Here is a 15,151-nt window from a genome sequence, read left to right as displayed (position 1 = left end):
GGCTATCCCTTGCCGGGGTGGACGGCGCCGCAGTTCCCGCAGGTGCGCGCCTTCTCGTCGTCGTAGAACGCCTGGAAGATCGGCGGCAGGTCGGTCACGATGTCGCGGACCTGAAGCTCCACCTCGTGGACCACGGCGCTGCACTCCGGGCAGTACCAGAGGAACCTCTCCAGCACGCCCTCCGGCCTGATCCGCTCCACCACCAGGCCGACGGACCCCTCCTCGGGGCGCTGCGGCGAGTGCGGCGTGTTCGCCGGGAGCAGCCACATCTGCCCCTCGCGCACGTGCACGGTCTGCGGTCCCTCGGGGGTCATGACGTTGACGTGCATGTTGCCACGGATCTGGTAGAAGAGCTCCTCGTACGGATCGATGTGGAAATCGGTCCGCGCGTTCGGCCCGCCGACGACCATGACGATGAAGTCACCGGCGCCCTCGAAGACCATCTTGTTGCCCACCGGCGGCTTGAGCAGGTGGGCGTGCTCGTCGATCCACTTGGTGAAGTCGATGGGTGGGATCACGGGCGCCCCTCCGGTCGGTAGGCCACGGCCTGGATTTCGATGAGCAGATGCGGGTGCGGCAGCTGGTGAACGGCCACTGTAGTGCGGGTCGGACCGGCCTCGTCGAAGTACTCCGCGTAGACCGCGTTGTACCCGCCGAAGTCATTGATGTTCACCAGGTAGGCGGTGACCTGCACGAGATCGCGCAGGTCGGCTCCGGCCGCCCGGAGGATGTCCTTGATGTTCTCTATCACCGCCCGGGTCTGCTCGGCGATGTCGAGCGTGACCGTGCCGAACTCGTCGGCCTCGGCGCCGACGATCGTGTTGTCCGGCCTGCGCGAGCTGGTCCCGGACACGTACAGGAAGTCACCCGCCCGCTTGACGTGCGGAAACCTTCCCCTGGGGGTGGCCTTCCCGGTGACGACGAGCGCGTCGCTCATGTTCTCTCCGCTCCTGCGGTCGCCGGCGTTCAGGACTTCTCTCCGGGCACGGACGCGGTGAACGACACCGATCCCAGGTGCTGGATCTCGGCCCGCACCCGCGCGCCGGGCGCGAGCGGCTCGGCGGGCGTGGCGGCGCCGGCGAGCAGGATCCACCCCGGCTCCAGGACCGTCCCGATCCGTTCCGCCAGGCGTGCGGCCTCCGCCAGGGCCCGGCGCGGGTCGCCCAGGATGGCGCCGGTCGACCCGACCTGCACCACGCGTCCGTCGATCTCCAGCACGACGCCCAGGTTCCACCGGGACGGGTCGTAGGGCCGCCACTGGCCGACGGCGTACCCGGCGGCCGAGGTGTTGTCGGCGATCACGTCGGGCAGCGAGAACCTGAAGTCCTCGTAGCGCGAGTCGATGACCTCGATCCCGGGGGCGACGGCCGCGATGGCGTCCGGTGCGAACGCGTCGGCCGGCGACGCGACGCGCCGCCCGATGAGGTAGACGACCTCCGGCTCCACCCTCGGATGGATGTAGCCGGACAGGTCCGCGTACGAGCCGTCACCGATGGCCGACGACTCCGGCACCCGGCCGAAGATGATGTCGTGCACGCCCATCTGGCGGCGCTTGCCCTCGCTGGTGAAGCCCAGCTTCACCCCGGCCAGCCGGTCCCCCCGCGAAAGTCGGAGCCGGATCAGCTCCTCCTGCACCCGGTAGGCGTCGGCCACGTCGTAGTCCTGCTCGGGCCTGGGCACCGCGCGACCGGTGCGGACGGCCTCGTCCAGGACCGCGGCGAGCTTGTGGATGTCGGTCATGACTGCTCTCCCGAACGTGCGAGGTCCAGCGCGATGTCCACGATCATGTCCTCCTGGCCGCCCACCATCCGGCGGCGTCCCACCTCGGTCAGGATGGTCCGGGTGTCGACCCCGTACCGCGCCGAGGCCGCCTCGGCGTGCCGCAGGAAGCTGGAGTAGACGCCGGCGTAGCCGAGCGTCAGCGTCTCCCGGTCCACCCGGACCGGCCGGTCCTGCAGCGGCCTGACCAGGTTGTCGGCCGCGTCCATCAGGGCGTTCAGGTCACAGCCGTGGTCCCAGCCCATCAGGTCGGCCACCGCGACGAACACCTCGATCGGGCAGTTGCCCGCGCCGGCGCCCATCCCGGCGAGGGAGGCGTCCACCCGGTAGGTGCCGTTCTCCACCGCGACCACCGAGTTGGCCACGCCCAGGCCCAGGTTGTGGTGGGCGTGGATGCCGATCTCGGTGCCCTCGTCGAGCACCGAGCGGTAGGCCCGGATCCGTTCCCTGACCCCGTCCATGGTCAATCGGCCGCCGGAGTCGGTCACGTAGACGCACTGCGCCCCGTACGACTCCATGAGCTTGGCCTGCCTGGCCAGCTCCTCGGTCTCCGCCATATGCGACATCATCAAAAATCCGGACACGTCCATGCCGAGTTCGCGCGCGGTGGCGATGTGCTGGGCGGAGATGTCGGCCTCGGTGCAGTGGGTGGCGACCCTGACCGAGGTGACGCCGAGCGCGTGGGCGCGCTTGAGGTCCCCGATGGTGCCGATGCCGGGCAGCAGCAGGGTGGTCAGCCTCGCCCGGCTCACGGCCCCGGCGACCGCCTCGATCCACTCGTCGTCGGTGTGCGCGCCCACGCCGTAGTTGAAGCTGCCCCCGGAGAGGCCGTCGCCGTGCGCGATCTCGATCGCCGCCACCCCGGCGGCGTCGAGGGCCGCGGCGATCTCGGCGGCCTGGGCGACGGTGTAGCGGTGCCGGATGGCGTGCATGCCGTCCCGCAGCGTCACGTCCTGAACGTACAGTCTCACGCCGTCACCTCCGTACGGTCCATCTCGGCCAGGCGCTCGGCGGTACGCAGCGCGGCGGAGGTCATGATGTCGAGGTTGCCCGCGTAGGCGGGCAGGTAGTGGGCGGCGCCCTCCACCTCCAGGAAGACGGTCACCTTGACGCCGCCGTCGCGGGTGCCGTCGGGGAGCGGCTCCCCGGCCGGGACCTTCTCGAACTGCACGTCCTGCTTGAGCCGGTAGCCGGGCACGTAGTCGCGGACCCGCTCCACCATGGCCCGCACGGCCGCCACCACCGCCGGCTCGTCGCACTCGTCCACCAGGCAGTAGACCGTGTCACGCATGATCAGCGGCGGCTCCGCCGGGTTGAGGACGATGATCGCCTTGCCCTTGGCCGCCCCGCCGACCTGCTCGATCGCCCGGGAGGTCGTCTCGGTGAACTCGTCGATGTTGGCCCGGGTGCCGGGTCCCGCCGACCGGGAGGCGATCGAGGCGACGATCTCCGCGTACCGGACGGGCACCTGCGAGGCGACCGCCGCGACGATCGGGATCGTGGCCTGCCCGCCGCAGGTGACCATGTTGAGGTTCGACTCGGTGAGGTGGGCCTCCAGGTTGACCGGAGGCACCACGTAGGGGCCGAGGGCCGCGGGGGTCAGGTCGATGACCCGCTTGCCGTGCGCCCGCAGCACCTTGTCGTTGTGCCGGTGCGCGCCGGCCGAGGTCGCGTCGAGGACGACGTCCACCTCGGCGAACCCGGGCAGCGCGACCAGACCCTCGACGCCCTCGTGGGTGGTGGCGACCCCGCGGCGGCGGGCGCGGGCCAGGCCGTCGGAGTCCGGGTCGATGCCCGCCATCGCGAAGACCTCGACCTTCTTCGACAGCAGCGCCTTGAACATCAGGTCGGTGCCGATGTTCCCCGAACCGATGATCGCTATCTTCATGAGAACACCGCCCTGACCGAGCCGAGGCCCTCGATGTGCGCTTCGAAGACATCGCCGGACTCGACGCCGACCATCGGGCCGAGCGCGCCGGTGAGCACGACGTCCCCCGCGCGCAGCGGGAAGTCCGTGCGGCCCAGCGCGTCGGCCAGCCAGACCGCGGCGTTGAGCGGGTGCCCGAGGCAGGCCGCGCCCGCGCCGGTGGAGACCTCCAGGCCGTTCCTGCTCATGGTCATCCCAGCCAGGCGCAGGTCCAGGCCGCGCAGCTCGACCGGGGTGTTGCCGAGCACGAACGCGCCGCTGGAGGCGTTGTCGGCGACCGTGTCGACGAGCGTGATGTCCCACTCCGCGACGCGGCTGTCCACGATCTCGATCGCGGGCAGCACGAAGTCGACCGCCCGGATCACGTCGGCGACCGTGAAGGGGCCGCCCTCCAGGTCGGCGCCGAGGACCAGTGCCACCTCCGCCTCGGCCCTGGGCTGCAGGAAGCGGTCGGTCGGGACGGGCAGGCCGTCGAGGTGGGCCATGTCGGCGAAGAGCATCCCGAAGTCCGGCCGGTCCACACCGAGCTGGCGCTGGACCGCGGGGGAGGTCAGCCCGATCTTCCTGCCGACCAGCCGCCGCCCCTCCGCCAGCGCCCGCCTGGTGTTGATCTCCTGTACGGCGTAGCCGATCTCGGCGCTCCGGCCGGGCAACGTCTCACGTACCGGGGGGCACGGCTTGCCGCTCCGTGCCGCCTCCAGCAACCGGTCGGCCGCCTCCGTCTGCGCGTCGACGGCCTCGCTCCACTCAGTCATTTCCCGGCTCCAGCTTGATGGTGATCGTGGTGGGTTCGGAGTAGAAGTCCAGCGAGCGGGTGCCGCCCTCGCGCCCGATGCCGGACAGCTTCACTCCTCCGAAGGGGGTTCGCAGGTCGCGCAGGTACCAGGTGTTGACCCAGACCAGTCCGGCCTCCAGCGACCGCGCCACCCGGTGGGCCCTGCTCAGGTTGGTGGTCCAGACCGTCGCCGCCAGGCCGTACTCACTGTCGTTGGCCAGCTCGACCGCCTCGGTCTCGGTGTCGAACGGGGCGACGTGGCAGACCGGGCCGAAGATCTCCTCCCGGTTCACCCTGGAGTCGTGCGGCAGTCCGGTCAGCACCGTCGGCTCGACGTAGTAGCCGCCGTCGCGGTCGTCGCCGAAACGCGGCACGCCACCGCCGGCGCGGATCTCGGCGCCCTCACCTCTGGCCAGCTCGTAGTAGGAGAGCACCTTGTCCCGGTGCTCGGCGGAGATCATCGGCATCATCGTGGTGTCCTGGTCGGCGGGGCGGCCGAACCGCAGTTCCCCCGCGCGCTTGGCCAGCCGCGCGGTGAACTCCTCGAAGACGGGCCGTTCCACGTACAGCCGCTCGGTGCACAGGCAGACCTGGCCGCCGTTGGTGAAGACCGACCGCACGCTCCCCTCGACCGCCGCGTCGAGGTCCGCGTCGGCGAAGACCAGCCCCGCGTTCTTGCCGCCCAGCTCGAACGAGACGGGCTTGACCCGGTCCGCCACCGCTTTCATGATCGTCGAGCCGGTGCGGCTCTCGCCGGTGAAGGTGACCGCGTCCACCCCCGGGTGCTCCACCAGGAACTGGCCGGTGGAGCCTCCGCCGAAGCCGTGCACGACGTTGAGGACGCCGGGGGGAAGGCCGATCGAGGCGGCGATCTCCGCGAGCACCGCGACCGAGCCCGGGGTGTGCTCCGAGGGCTTGACCACCACCGTGTTGCCCGCGACGAGCGCGGGGCCGAGCTTCCAGGTCGCCAGCAGGAAGGGCAGGTTCCACGGCACGATCACCGCGACCACCCCGAGGGGTTTGCGCACCGTGTAGCTCAGCACGTCCGTCAGGTGGAACGCGTTCTCCGGGTGCTGGGCCGCGATCTCGGCGAACGACCTGAAGTTGGCGGCGCCGCGCGGGATGTCCAGGGTCCGGGTCTGGGTGACCGACTTGCCGGTGTCCGCGATCTCCGCGGCCACCAGATCCTCGAACCGTTCCTCGATCGCGTCGGCGAGGCGGCGCATCCAGGCGGCCCGCTCGGCCACCGGCAGCGCCGCCCAGGCGGGCAGGGCCGAGCGGGCGGCGGCCACCGCTCTGTCGACGACGGCCCGGTCCGCCTCGCGGACCTCACGCACCACAAGCCCGGTCACCGGGTCGTACGTGGCGAACGTCGCGCCCTCGGCGACCGGCACCCCACCGATGAAGTGGTTCACCTGGTCAGACAAGACTTCTCCTCGGGGATGTACTTCGCTGGGTCACTCCATACGGGTATAGGGCCCAGGTGATTCATAAGCAAGAATGAGTTCCGTGAAACGGAACCCCGACCGACTGTCCGTGCTGGAGAAATCCTGGCTCGTACTTGACGCGTTCCGCCCCACGGGCGGGCCGTTACGCCTGGCCGACGTCGCCGAGCGCTGCCATCTGCCCAAGACCACGGCCTTCCGGCTGCTCACCGAGCTGACCTCGATCGGCGCGGTCACCCGCCGCCCCGACGGCTACTATCTCGGCCGCCGCCTCTTCGAGCTCGGCAGCATCGTGCCCGGAGAGCGCGACCTGAGACACGCGGCGCTGCCCTTCATGCACGACCTCTACGAGGCCACCCACGAGACCGTCCACCTGGGCGTGCGCGACGGCCTCGACGTCGTCTACGTCGAGAAGATCCGTGGCCAGACGGCCTTCGCGCTGCCCTCGCGCGTCGGTGGGCGCCTCCCGCTGACCTGTACCGGGATCGGCAAGGCCCTGCTGGCCTACTCGGGACCCGACCTGATCGACGAGGTTCTCGGCCGGCCGCTCCGCCGGCTGACCCCGCACTCGATAGTCGACCCCCGGCACCTGGAGGAGGTGCTCGGCCAGATCCAGGCCGCGGGGCTGGCCTACGAGCGGGAGGAGGCCCAGTTGGGCGGTGCCTGCATCGCGGCCCCGGTGTTCGGCGACGGGGTGGCCGTGGCCGCGCTGTCCATCTCGGTCCCGCTGGCCCGCTTCCAGCCCACCCGGCTGGCCCCCGCCGTCAAGGCCGCCGCCCTGGGCATCTCCCGCGCCCTGGCCAGAACCATCTGATCCCGGGTCGGCCGCGACCGCCCGCCTCGTCCCGCCACCACTCCGGCCATCACTCCGGGCCTCGACTCCGGCCACCGTTCGGCCCGAGGTGCCGGCTCCCGCGCCGTACCGGTCCGCTCGGGCCCGGCGCCCCCCGGACGCCCCTTGCCTGAAGGCCACCTTCTCGTAACCTCACAGCCCCGCCGGCCGGGCTTCGCGCACCGGCATCATTGCCTCATGCACCAGGCATGGCAGCTATGGGGAAATATCGTTATAGCGACCTTCGTCGCGATCCCGGTGGCCGTGGTCGCCGTCCACCTGCTGGCCCGCCACCGCGCCCGCAAAGGTCACCCCTTCCCCGTCCGCACCGCCCTGGCCGACGTGGTCGCGGTGACCGGGACCGCCCCCTGGATCTGGATGATCCTCACGCCCCGGGCGGGCGACTCGGAGGTCAGCCTTCTCCCCCTCGTGGACCTGTGGGCGACCGTCCAGGGGCCGGCACAGGCGGCGTTCGTGCAGGTCGGCGGGAACCTTCTGGTCTTCGCCGCGCTCGGCGGCATGCTCCCGGTGCGCTCGGCGCGCCTCGCCTCGCTCGCCCGGATCGCGGCCGTGGCGGCGGGCGCCTCACTCACCGTGGAGATCCTCCAGTACGTCCTGCACCTGGGGCGGGTGAGCTCCGTCGACGACGTGATCGTCAACACAGCGGGTGCCGTACTGGCCGCGACCGCGACGCGCCGGTGGTGGGCCGACCGAATAGCGGCTGGGATCGTTCCACGGTAACGGGCCGGAGAAACTCCTTAAGCTCGCCACACGGGCACGATACCTCCCAAAAGAAACAGGTTACCAACCCCTGTATCTGTGCGATCGTGGACAAGACGGGGCAAGTTCTCTGGAGACGCCAAACCCGGTTGGTGACAGAGGGTGATCGAACGTGCAGCAGTCCCCGGTACCTCCCGAGCCCCCGATCTATCGGCGCATCGCCGACGGGCTTCGCGAAGCGATCCTGTCCGGCGATCTCCGAGACGGGGATCGGCTTCCGGGCGAGAACGCCCTGATGGCACGGCACGGCATAGCCCGCGCCACCGCCAGACAGGCCCTTTCCGTGTTAATCAACGAAGGACTGGCCATCCCAAAACGCGGCTCGGGAGTGTATGTCAGGCAGTTCCGCCCGATCAGGCGACACGGCTCCCGACGGCTCTCTCGTGACAGGTGGGGGCGCGGCGCGGCCATCTGGGACTCCGACACCGAGGGCCGCCCCTACACCGTGGACGAGGTGGACATCGACCGGGAGCGGGCCGAGGACCCTGTGGCACGGGTGCTGGACAGCTCCGAGGTCTGGGTCCGCAGGCGGCGCTACTCGGTGAACGGGCGGCCGGTGCAACTGTCGGTCTCCCACTTCCCCGCCGAACTGGTGGAGGGGACCGCGATCACAAGGGAGGACACCGGACCGGGGGGCGTCTACGCGCGCCTCGGCGAGCTCGGCCACGCCCCGGCGCACTTCACCGAGGAACTCCGCGCCCGCATGCCCCATCCCCACGAGACCGTCCAGCTCGACCTGCCCGCCGGCACCCCGGTCATCGTGATCGCCCGGGTCGCCCGCACCGCCGACGGCGTCGCCGTCGAGGTCAACGAGATGGTCCTCGACGCCGCCTCTTACGTACTTCAGTACGACTTCGACTCATAGTTCAAGGCCGTCCGTCAACCGATAGGTTGACCTGTCCTTCACGATCATTGATTTCTCTAGAGAAGTGCCTCACCGTCGGAGGTGGAACGTCGCAAAGACGGGCCTGGGCGCGGGGAAGGTGCACGGATGTCTTTCGACCGACATCTAGCGGAAATCGCCCGGGAGTTTCCCGACTGGACGATCTGGCGGAGCGACGCGGGCAGGTGGTGGGCAACCCGCCACCACCCGCTGACCTCCGCCCAGCGTGATGTCGGCTGCGCGATGACCATCGACGCGGACGGCCCGGAGGAGCTGCGTGAGCATCTGCGCGTCCAGCGGGAACGTTCCGGCGAGGCGGAGCCGGAGACGGACACTTGAAGACCGCCCGGTGCCGGGGTGAGCGGATCCGATGCGGTCCCGGCGCCGGGCCCCCAATCGCGGAAGCCCCCGACCCTATCGGGGGCGGGGGCTTCCGCTTGACCTCCGGACGGCTCCGGGCTCCGGCCACGTGGTGGCACCGCTGAGATCCACGGTCAGCCGCGCCGATCCCGGCTCACGCTCCTGGCGAGGGGAACTCACCTGCGGGGAGCGGCGTGCCTCTCCCCGTTCTTTCCCACGGGCTGGGTGAGGTCGACGTCGGTGTCGTCGTACACCTCGAGTTCCTCGGCAGAACGGTCGCCGGCGTCCTTGCGGGGGGCGTCGTCTTCCACGATCACCCGTACGGACTCCAGGTCGGGTGCGGCGTCAACGAGCTCGGATTCGGTGTGCTCCGCCGATGCCTCGGTGCCGTCGGACACGGCGCCCGGCGTCCCGTCAGAGACCTCGGCGACCCCGGAGACATCGTTGGCGGCCTCGACCGGGGCGGGAGCCGTCAGCGCGGGCTGGACACGGGCCGGGGGCAGCACCGCGTCCTCGTCGACCAGGGGACCCGCACTGCTCTCCCGGTGGAGCAGGTCGCCCAGGACGGCACCCATCTCGTGCAGGCGGCGCATGACCTCGTGGTGGGTGTCGGTGAGGTAGACGACCCGGCGGCCGGTGGTCTCGTCCAGGGCGTTGGCCCGCTGCTGGGCCGCCGACAGCGTGGAGTGCGCCTCGGTGTTGGCGGCGATGACCGTCGCCCGCGCCTCCGCGTGGGCCGTGTTCAGCGTGGAGTCGGCCTCCGCACGGGCGTGCTCGACGGTCTGCTCCGCCTCCCTCCTCGCCGAGGTGACCATCCGGTCGGCCTCGGCACGGGCGCTGCGCAGGGTCTCCTCGGACTCGGCACGGGCCGCGTTGACCGTCTCCTCCGCCTCCTTGCCGGCTTGGGCGAGTCGCTGCTCGGCGGTGGCGGTGGCCTCGGCCACCCGGCGCTCGGCCTCCTGCTGCGCGGCGTTCAGCAGGGCCTCGGCCCGATCCTGCGCGGAGGTGATCAGTCGCTCGGACTCGGCGGCCGCGTCGTCGCGGAGCTTGATCGCCTCCGCCTCCGCGACCTGCCTCTTGGAGGCGGCCTCCTCCTCGCCCAGCTTCAGTATCTGGCTGAGCCGCTCGCCGAGCTCGTCGTAGTCCTGAGGGGCGTCCGAGAGCCTTTTGCGCGCCTCGGACAGCTCGATCCGGCTCTGCTCGGCCTGGCCGATCGCGCGCGCGAGCCGCTCCTCCAGGTCGCGGATCTGGTGGCGGTGGCGGTCCATGTAGTCGTGAACCTGTCGGCGGCTGTAACCGCGCATGACGACCTCGAACGAGTCCTCATGCATCAGGTCGGGAAAGCTCTCGTGCTGGTTTGTCATGGCACTGCCCGTGGAGGTTGTGTGGCGGGAAAGGTGACGTCAGGAGACGACTTTCCTGCTTACTGCCCGACTCTGCAACCTGAACACGCCACCTGCTTGCCGAAATACCGGACAGAACGCCCCCCTCTAACATCGTCTCCATGAACGCCATGCCCTACATCGCCGCCCTCGACGGCGACGCGATCCCGCGGATTCATCCGGACGCCTACATCGCCCCGGGAGCGGTGGTCGTCGGAAGAGTCCGGCTGGGCCGCGCCGCGAACGTCTGGTACGGCTCGGTCCTCCGCGGGGACGACGAGGACATCGAGGTCGCCGAGGAGTGCAACATCCAGGACCTGTGCTGCCTGCACTCCGACCCGGGCGAACCGGCCGTGCTGGAGCCCCGGGTGAGCCTCGGACACAAGGCCATGGTGCACGGGGCCCATGTGGAGACCGGCGCGCTCATCGGCATCGGCGCGATCGTGCTGGGCGGCGCCAGGATCGGCGCGGGGTCGCTGATCGCGGCCGGCGCCCTGGTGGCACCGGGGAAGCGGATCCCGGCGGGGGTACTCGTCGCGGGCGTCCCCGGGAAGATCGTCCGAGAGCTCACGGACGACGACCGCGACTCCTTCGCCCGCACCTCGGCCGGCTACGTCGCCAGGGCCGCCCGCCATCGGGCCGCGACCGTTCTGCCGCCGGTCTGAACGGCACGCCCGCCGGCCTGGACGCCCGCCTGCCGGAGCGACCGGGAGAGCCTTACGATCGTGCGAGGCCCGCTTGGCGATCGCGGCGCCGGACACCACCTTGACCGAAGGGAGGCAGGGGCATCCCGCCCGTGGCTGAGGCCAGGGGCCCTCGCCCCGGAATGCCGATGACCGGCATGTGGCAGTGGGATGGGTTCGACGCCATCGAGCGCGACGTGCGGATCATGGTCGCCGACCACCGGTGGACGGGACTCCCTCCGCTCGCACGGGCCCAGGCCATCGCCCAGCGCACGCTGGCCACCCCGGACGGCGGGCGCTGGCTGTTCGGTGCCCACGCCCGGTGGTACCGCCAGGATCCCGCCGACGGCCGCTGGTACCTGACCGCGCCTCCCGCCGACCGGGAGTTCCGCGCCGCGGCACAGGTCGTCCAGGTCACCTCGATGGTGCTGCCGCATCTGATCCCGACCGGCCCCGACTTCGCCGTCGACCGCGGGTCGGTCCAGGGGTTCGTCGGCCCCGACGTGCCCTACGAGATCACCGAGCGGGTCCGCGAGCTGGTCGTCGCCCAGCGAGGCAGGCGCAGGGAGGACTTCCCGCTCACCGGGCCGTTCGCCCGGCTCTTCGCCGGAGAGGTGGCCAGCCCGGTCGCCGCGATCTGGGGCACGCTCATGTGGTGCGCCTACGCCCCCGCCTTCGACGGCAACGAGGTGCTGCTGTCGATGTTCGGGGAGTTCCTCGCCCGCCCGCTGCCCGGCGACGAGTGGGTCCGCTGGCTGCCGCCCACCTCGCTGGACGAGCTGGTCGCGCTGTACGGCGAGCGGGTCAGGGCGGGGCACCCCGAGGCGGGCCTGCGGTTGGTCGCGCTGATGGCCGACACCGCCGCCGCGGTACGCGGCGACCCGAGATTCGGGCCGCGCGCCGACGCCCTGCTGGCCATGATCGAACCACTGCTCCGCCGGGCCTGCCAGGACCCCGTCATCGCCCACCAGGGCGACGAGGTGGTGCGCCACGCGTGGCTCTCGCGCTGCCCGGTCCACCTGACGCTGCCCGACGCCTCACCCGGCGACCACTTCCAGCACATGGTCTACGACCTGGTCCAGACACTGGGCTTCCTCGCCCCGATGGGTGCCGACCCACGGGCGGTGGCCGCCTCGCTGCTCGCCGCCGACCTGGCGGCCTTCGCGCCGCGGGTGGCCGACGGGCTCTACCCGTGGCTGGATCCCGAGCTGCGGCACATCCTGCACGTGGTGCTCACCGACGCCGCACACCCGCTGCGGGGCTGCTGGCCGCGCTCGGGCGAGCTGCCTTCCGCGCTCCACCCGCCGGACCGGGCCTCGGCCGCGGCCCTGCTCGGCGCCGCCTACGCCACCGGGCTCGCGTGGTGTCGTCTCACCGGGACCGAGATACCCGAGCGCGGCTTCACGACGGCCTCGGCCGTCGTGCACCGGCTGACACACGAGCGGGACGACCCCTTCCCAGGAGTGTCGGGAACCTATCCACGCCACTTCTGACACATACCAGTATGCTTAAACCACAAATAGAGTTATTTCATCCTTACTCTCCCTATATCCTTCTAGGCCCCTACGCATCAGACAATTAGCTGAATTGTGATCTCGTAATCGGGAAATGATCCTCCTTGAGGACCTGCCGGGCGGGGCGAGGAATGGTCCCGATGGGCCATGGGCACCGATGACCGCCCGCCGTAACCTCGAAGTGGGTGTGGGCTGCGGAAGGAAGGACGACGCGGTGGGGCACGACGACCTGGACTCTAGAGTCCACGACCGTGTCGCGTTGGACGAGATCGCGCTCTATGCCGAGGTGCTGTCCGCCGTCGCCATCAGCGAACGGCCCCTCACCTTGGTGGAGCTCGACAACGCGCTCGGGTTGAGTGCTTCGGCTGTCTGCTGAAGCCACCGGAGGAACCGTTTTCAAGACCCGGTCCCGGACCCTGTAACGGGGTCCGGGACGTGGTCGGAAAAAATAGTCATGTGACTAGTCACGAACGGACGAGACGGGCGATCGCGGCCGACGCCTCCTTGACCTTCTCCTGCGCCTCCGGGCCCCCGATGTTGATGGCGTCGGCGACGCAGTGACCGATGTGATCCTCGAGCAGGCCGAGCGCCACCGCCTGGAGCGCCCGCGTGGCGGCGGACACCTGGGTCAACACGTCGATGCAGTAGGCATCCTCTTCGACCATCCGCTGCAGACCTCTGATCTGCCCCTCGATCCGCCGTAACCGGGTCAGATAAGCCTGCTTGTCACCGCTGTACCCATGCATGTCCCAACGGTACCCGGGTCAGGCACAGCGGGATGTAGCCGCGATCAGTTTCTCCCAGTGGCCCGCCACCGCGCCCGCGCCGTAGACCGCCGCGGCCTCCAGCGCCCCCGCCGCGAGCTCCCGCCGCCGCCGCTCGTCGTCGATGAGCGCGAGCAGCGCGGACGCGTACGCCTCGATCTCGCCCTCCCCCTCGGCGACCAGGACCCCGCTCCGCCCGTCGGCCACGAACTCGCCCGCTCCCCGCGGACTGTCGAACGCGATCACCGGCACCCCGCTGGCCATCGCCTCGATCACGGTCATCCCGAGCACCTCCGTCCTGGAGGTGGTCGCCACGATCGAGGCCTTGGCGAACTCGCCGGTCAGGTCGGAGGTGGTGCCCATGAAGTAGACGTGGTTGTGCAGGTCGAGGGCGCCGACGAGGGCCCGCAGGCGCTTCTCCTCGGGCCCCCCGCCGTACAGGCGCAGCCGCCAGTCGGGGCGCTTGCCCGCGACGGCGGCGAACGCGCGGATCAACCGGTCGTGGGCCTTCACCGTGACCAGGCGCCCGCCCGCGGCGACGATGCGGTTGTCCATCCGCGAGCGTGGCCACGGCCCGGCGGGCAGCGCGTCCGGGATCACGTCGACCGTGACGTTCCCGTCCAGCAGGCGGTTCCACTCCTGCCTGCTCGACTCGGTGGCGACGGCGACCGCGTCCAGGCGCGGGTAGAACCTCCTGATCGGCCCCGGTACCGGCGGGCGGCCCCACTCGCGGGCGACCCGCACGACGTCACGCGGCGCGTGCCTGGCCACCTGGACGCTCAGGCCGGGGCGGGTGCTGATGAGCACGTCGGCCTTCAGGCCACGCAACCGCCGCCAGAGCGCGACCTCGGTGCGCATCTGGCCGCGCGGGAGCAGGTGCCGTACCCCCGGCTGGGCGTCGACCACCCAGGACAGCTTCACACCGGGCGCCACCGGGAAGAACGGCTTCTCGCGCTGGCGGCGGACGCTGATGATCTCGACGTCGTGACGTTCTGCCAGCTCTCCCGCGAGGTTGACCACCGAGCGGGTATCACCACGCATACCGTAGACGGATGGGACGAGCAGGCAGATCCTCACCCGCCGACCTCGATCCTGAGCTCGTCGTCCGCCGTGTAGCAGGGACGGATCGGCACCCCGTCGATCTGGGCGGCGGGATAGTGCAGGCGGCGGCGCTTGCCGTCGACGTCGTCCAGCCGGGAGCCCAGCCGGAGTGGTGTGTCCACGCCGCGCACCCGCAGCGAGGGTTCCCAGGTACCGGTCTGGTCGGGAGCCGCGGCGAGCACGTCGCAGAGTGAGAGCGCGGCGTGGAAGCGCACGCCCTGGACCGTTGCAACAGAGGTCAGCTCGGCGTCCGGCCGGCTGCGGCGCAGGGCGAGCCGCGCCTCGTGCCGGGCCTCGTCGTCGTCGAGGCCGGTGAAGGCCAGCAGCCCGGTGACCTCGAAGCGCCCTTCCCTGAACCAGACGGAACGGACCTCGGCCGCCGGCCGGGCGTCGTCGATCTTCAGGGCCAGGAAGCCGTTACGGGTCCGGTAGGCACGGTAGGCCAGCGTGCGGCGGCTCAGCGCGTACGCGTCCAGGTGGTCGAGGGAGAACCCGGGGTCGACGCTGCGCAGCCGGGTGCGCGACGAGCCCTGCTGCAGGTAGGTGTCCCAGCGGCCGGGTCCCAGCTCCAGCGGCGCGAGCGAGACCGCCAGCGCCGCCTCGCGCACCCGTACGCCCGGCGCCCCCAGCGGCACCCGGCTCTCGACCGCGGTGGCCCGGTTGCGCAGGACCAGCTCGGTACCGTCGGCCAGCGGCTCGTCGACGGCCAGCCTCAATGAGAGAACATCGGCCAGGGTTACCTCGGCATCGCTGACGACGGCGGGCATCGTCAAGCCCCCTCCCCGTTGAATGAGCTACGCGACGTTGAGGTTACCGTGATTTGACCGTTATGTGAAAGGAAGGTTTTTGGACCTTACGTCCTTTTCATGAGATCTTGACCGCAGGTCAGGCGCGACATGAGAAAAAATGCCGCGCCTGACGTTCGC

General features: G+C 70.7%; 18 protein-coding genes. 7 read left to right on the top strand and 11 right to left on the bottom strand.

Annotation, left to right across the window (positions count from 1 at the left end):
• Window positions 1–2 precede the first annotated feature (2 nt).
• The 7 genes from AB0K21_RS32510 to AB0K21_RS32480 are packed head-to-tail and all read right to left on the bottom strand — an operon-like array spanning window position 3 to window position 5,908.
• Window positions 3–518 (bottom strand): 3-hydroxyanthranilate 3,4-dioxygenase, encoded by a 516-nt coding sequence (locus AB0K21_RS32510; protein ID WP_343962298.1) that lies wholly within the window; start codon window positions 516–518, stop codon window positions 3–5.
• On the bottom strand, window positions 515–937 hold the full coding sequence (locus tag AB0K21_RS32505) for a RidA family protein (protein WP_343962296.1): 423 nt from the start codon (window positions 935–937) through the stop codon (window positions 515–517). The genes AB0K21_RS32510 and AB0K21_RS32505 overlap by 4 nt, the downstream gene beginning before the upstream one ends.
• A gap of 29 nt (window positions 938–966) precedes the next feature.
• On the bottom strand, window positions 967–1,740 hold the full coding sequence (locus tag AB0K21_RS32500) for a fumarylacetoacetate hydrolase family protein (protein ID WP_343962293.1): 774 nt from the start codon (window positions 1,738–1,740) through the stop codon (window positions 967–969).
• Window positions 1,737–2,750, bottom strand: coding sequence for a 4-hydroxy-2-oxovalerate aldolase (gene dmpG, locus AB0K21_RS32495; RefSeq protein WP_343962290.1), 1,014 nt, complete (start codon window positions 2,748–2,750; stop codon window positions 1,737–1,739). Before dmpG ends, AB0K21_RS32500 begins: the two co-directional genes overlap by 4 nt.
• Window positions 2,747–3,667 (bottom strand): acetaldehyde dehydrogenase (acetylating), encoded by a 921-nt coding sequence (locus AB0K21_RS32490; RefSeq protein ID WP_343962288.1) that lies wholly within the window; start codon window positions 3,665–3,667, stop codon window positions 2,747–2,749. Before AB0K21_RS32490 ends, dmpG begins: the two co-directional genes overlap by 4 nt.
• A complete protein-coding gene (locus AB0K21_RS32485) occupies window positions 3,664–4,461 on the bottom strand; it encodes a fumarylacetoacetate hydrolase family protein (protein ID WP_343962285.1) in 798 nt (265 codons plus the stop codon). Before AB0K21_RS32485 ends, AB0K21_RS32490 begins: the two co-directional genes overlap by 4 nt.
• Window positions 4,454–5,908 carry a 2-hydroxymuconic semialdehyde dehydrogenase gene (locus AB0K21_RS32480; RefSeq protein ID WP_364155471.1) on the bottom strand — a complete coding sequence of 485 codons (1,455 nt, stop codon included), beginning with the start codon at window positions 5,906–5,908 and terminating at the stop codon, window positions 4,454–4,456. Before AB0K21_RS32480 ends, AB0K21_RS32485 begins: the two co-directional genes overlap by 8 nt.
• A gap of 73 nt (window positions 5,909–5,981) precedes the next feature.
• Here AB0K21_RS32480 and AB0K21_RS32475 point away from each other — a divergent pair, with 73 nt between their 5' ends.
• The 4 genes from AB0K21_RS32475 (at window position 5,982) to AB0K21_RS32460 (ending at window position 8,760) form a co-directional block, all read left to right on the top strand.
• Window positions 5,982–6,740 (top strand): IclR family transcriptional regulator, encoded by a 759-nt coding sequence (locus tag AB0K21_RS32475; protein WP_343962279.1) that lies wholly within the window; start codon window positions 5,982–5,984, stop codon window positions 6,738–6,740.
• Between the two features lie 216 nt (window positions 6,741–6,956).
• On the top strand, window positions 6,957–7,499 hold the full coding sequence (locus tag AB0K21_RS32470) for a VanZ family protein (protein ID WP_364155469.1): 543 nt from the start codon (window positions 6,957–6,959) through the stop codon (window positions 7,497–7,499).
• A 151-nt stretch (window positions 7,500–7,650) separates the two neighbouring features.
• Window positions 7,651–8,403: a GntR family transcriptional regulator gene (locus AB0K21_RS32465; RefSeq protein ID WP_343962275.1), complete on the top strand. Its 753-nt coding sequence runs from the start codon at window positions 7,651–7,653 to the stop codon at window positions 8,401–8,403.
• 126 nt (window positions 8,404–8,529) lie between these two features.
• Window positions 8,530–8,760 (top strand): hypothetical protein, encoded by a 231-nt coding sequence (locus AB0K21_RS32460; protein ID WP_030905540.1) that lies wholly within the window; start codon window positions 8,530–8,532, stop codon window positions 8,758–8,760.
• A 197-nt stretch (window positions 8,761–8,957) separates the two neighbouring features.
• Here the strand turns inward: AB0K21_RS32460 and AB0K21_RS32455 are convergent, their stop codons facing one another.
• Complete coding sequence (locus tag AB0K21_RS32455) at window positions 8,958–10,145, bottom strand: hypothetical protein (RefSeq protein WP_343962270.1); 1,188 nt, start codon at window positions 10,143–10,145, stop codon at window positions 8,958–8,960.
• 140 nt (window positions 10,146–10,285) lie between these two features.
• Here AB0K21_RS32455 and AB0K21_RS32450 point away from each other — a divergent pair, with 140 nt between their 5' ends.
• From AB0K21_RS32450 to AB0K21_RS32440, 3 genes are all read left to right on the top strand, one after another.
• Window positions 10,286–10,828, top strand: coding sequence for a gamma carbonic anhydrase family protein (locus AB0K21_RS32450; RefSeq protein ID WP_343962268.1), 543 nt, complete (start codon window positions 10,286–10,288; stop codon window positions 10,826–10,828).
• A 167-nt stretch (window positions 10,829–10,995) separates the two neighbouring features.
• Window positions 10,996–12,339 carry a hypothetical protein gene (locus tag AB0K21_RS32445; protein ID WP_364155466.1) on the top strand — a complete coding sequence of 448 codons (1,344 nt, stop codon included), beginning with the start codon at window positions 10,996–10,998 and terminating at the stop codon, window positions 12,337–12,339.
• Between the two features lie 115 nt (window positions 12,340–12,454).
• Window positions 12,455–12,736 (top strand): hypothetical protein, encoded by a 282-nt coding sequence (locus AB0K21_RS32440; protein ID WP_343962264.1) that lies wholly within the window; start codon window positions 12,455–12,457, stop codon window positions 12,734–12,736.
• Window positions 12,737–12,824: 88 nt separating this feature from the next.
• Here the strand turns inward: AB0K21_RS32440 and AB0K21_RS32435 are convergent, their stop codons facing one another.
• Genes AB0K21_RS32435 through AB0K21_RS32425 form a run of 3 tightly spaced genes read right to left on the bottom strand, consistent with a single transcriptional unit; the run spans window position 12,825 to window position 14,992 of the window.
• On the bottom strand, window positions 12,825–13,106 hold the full coding sequence (locus AB0K21_RS32435; RefSeq protein WP_030905552.1) for a metal-sensitive transcriptional regulator: 282 nt from the start codon (window positions 13,104–13,106) through the stop codon (window positions 12,825–12,827).
• An 18-nt stretch (window positions 13,107–13,124) separates the two neighbouring features.
• A complete protein-coding gene (locus AB0K21_RS32430; protein WP_343962261.1) occupies window positions 13,125–14,165 on the bottom strand; it encodes a glycosyltransferase in 1,041 nt (346 codons plus the stop codon).
• Window positions 14,166–14,197: 32 nt separating this feature from the next.
• Entirely contained in the window at window positions 14,198–14,992 is a 795-nt protein-coding gene (locus tag AB0K21_RS32425; RefSeq protein WP_343962503.1) for a hypothetical protein, read from the bottom strand.
• Window positions 14,993–15,151 lie beyond the last annotated feature (159 nt).

The sequence above is a fragment of the Streptosporangium sp. NPDC049248 genome, assembly GCF_040678965.1.
In the GTDB taxonomy this organism is placed as follows: Bacteria; Actinomycetota; Actinomycetes; order Streptosporangiales; family Streptosporangiaceae; genus Streptosporangium; species Streptosporangium fukuiense.
Note: the sequence above shows the minus strand (reverse complement) of the source record. Positions and strands in the feature narration are given on the sequence as shown.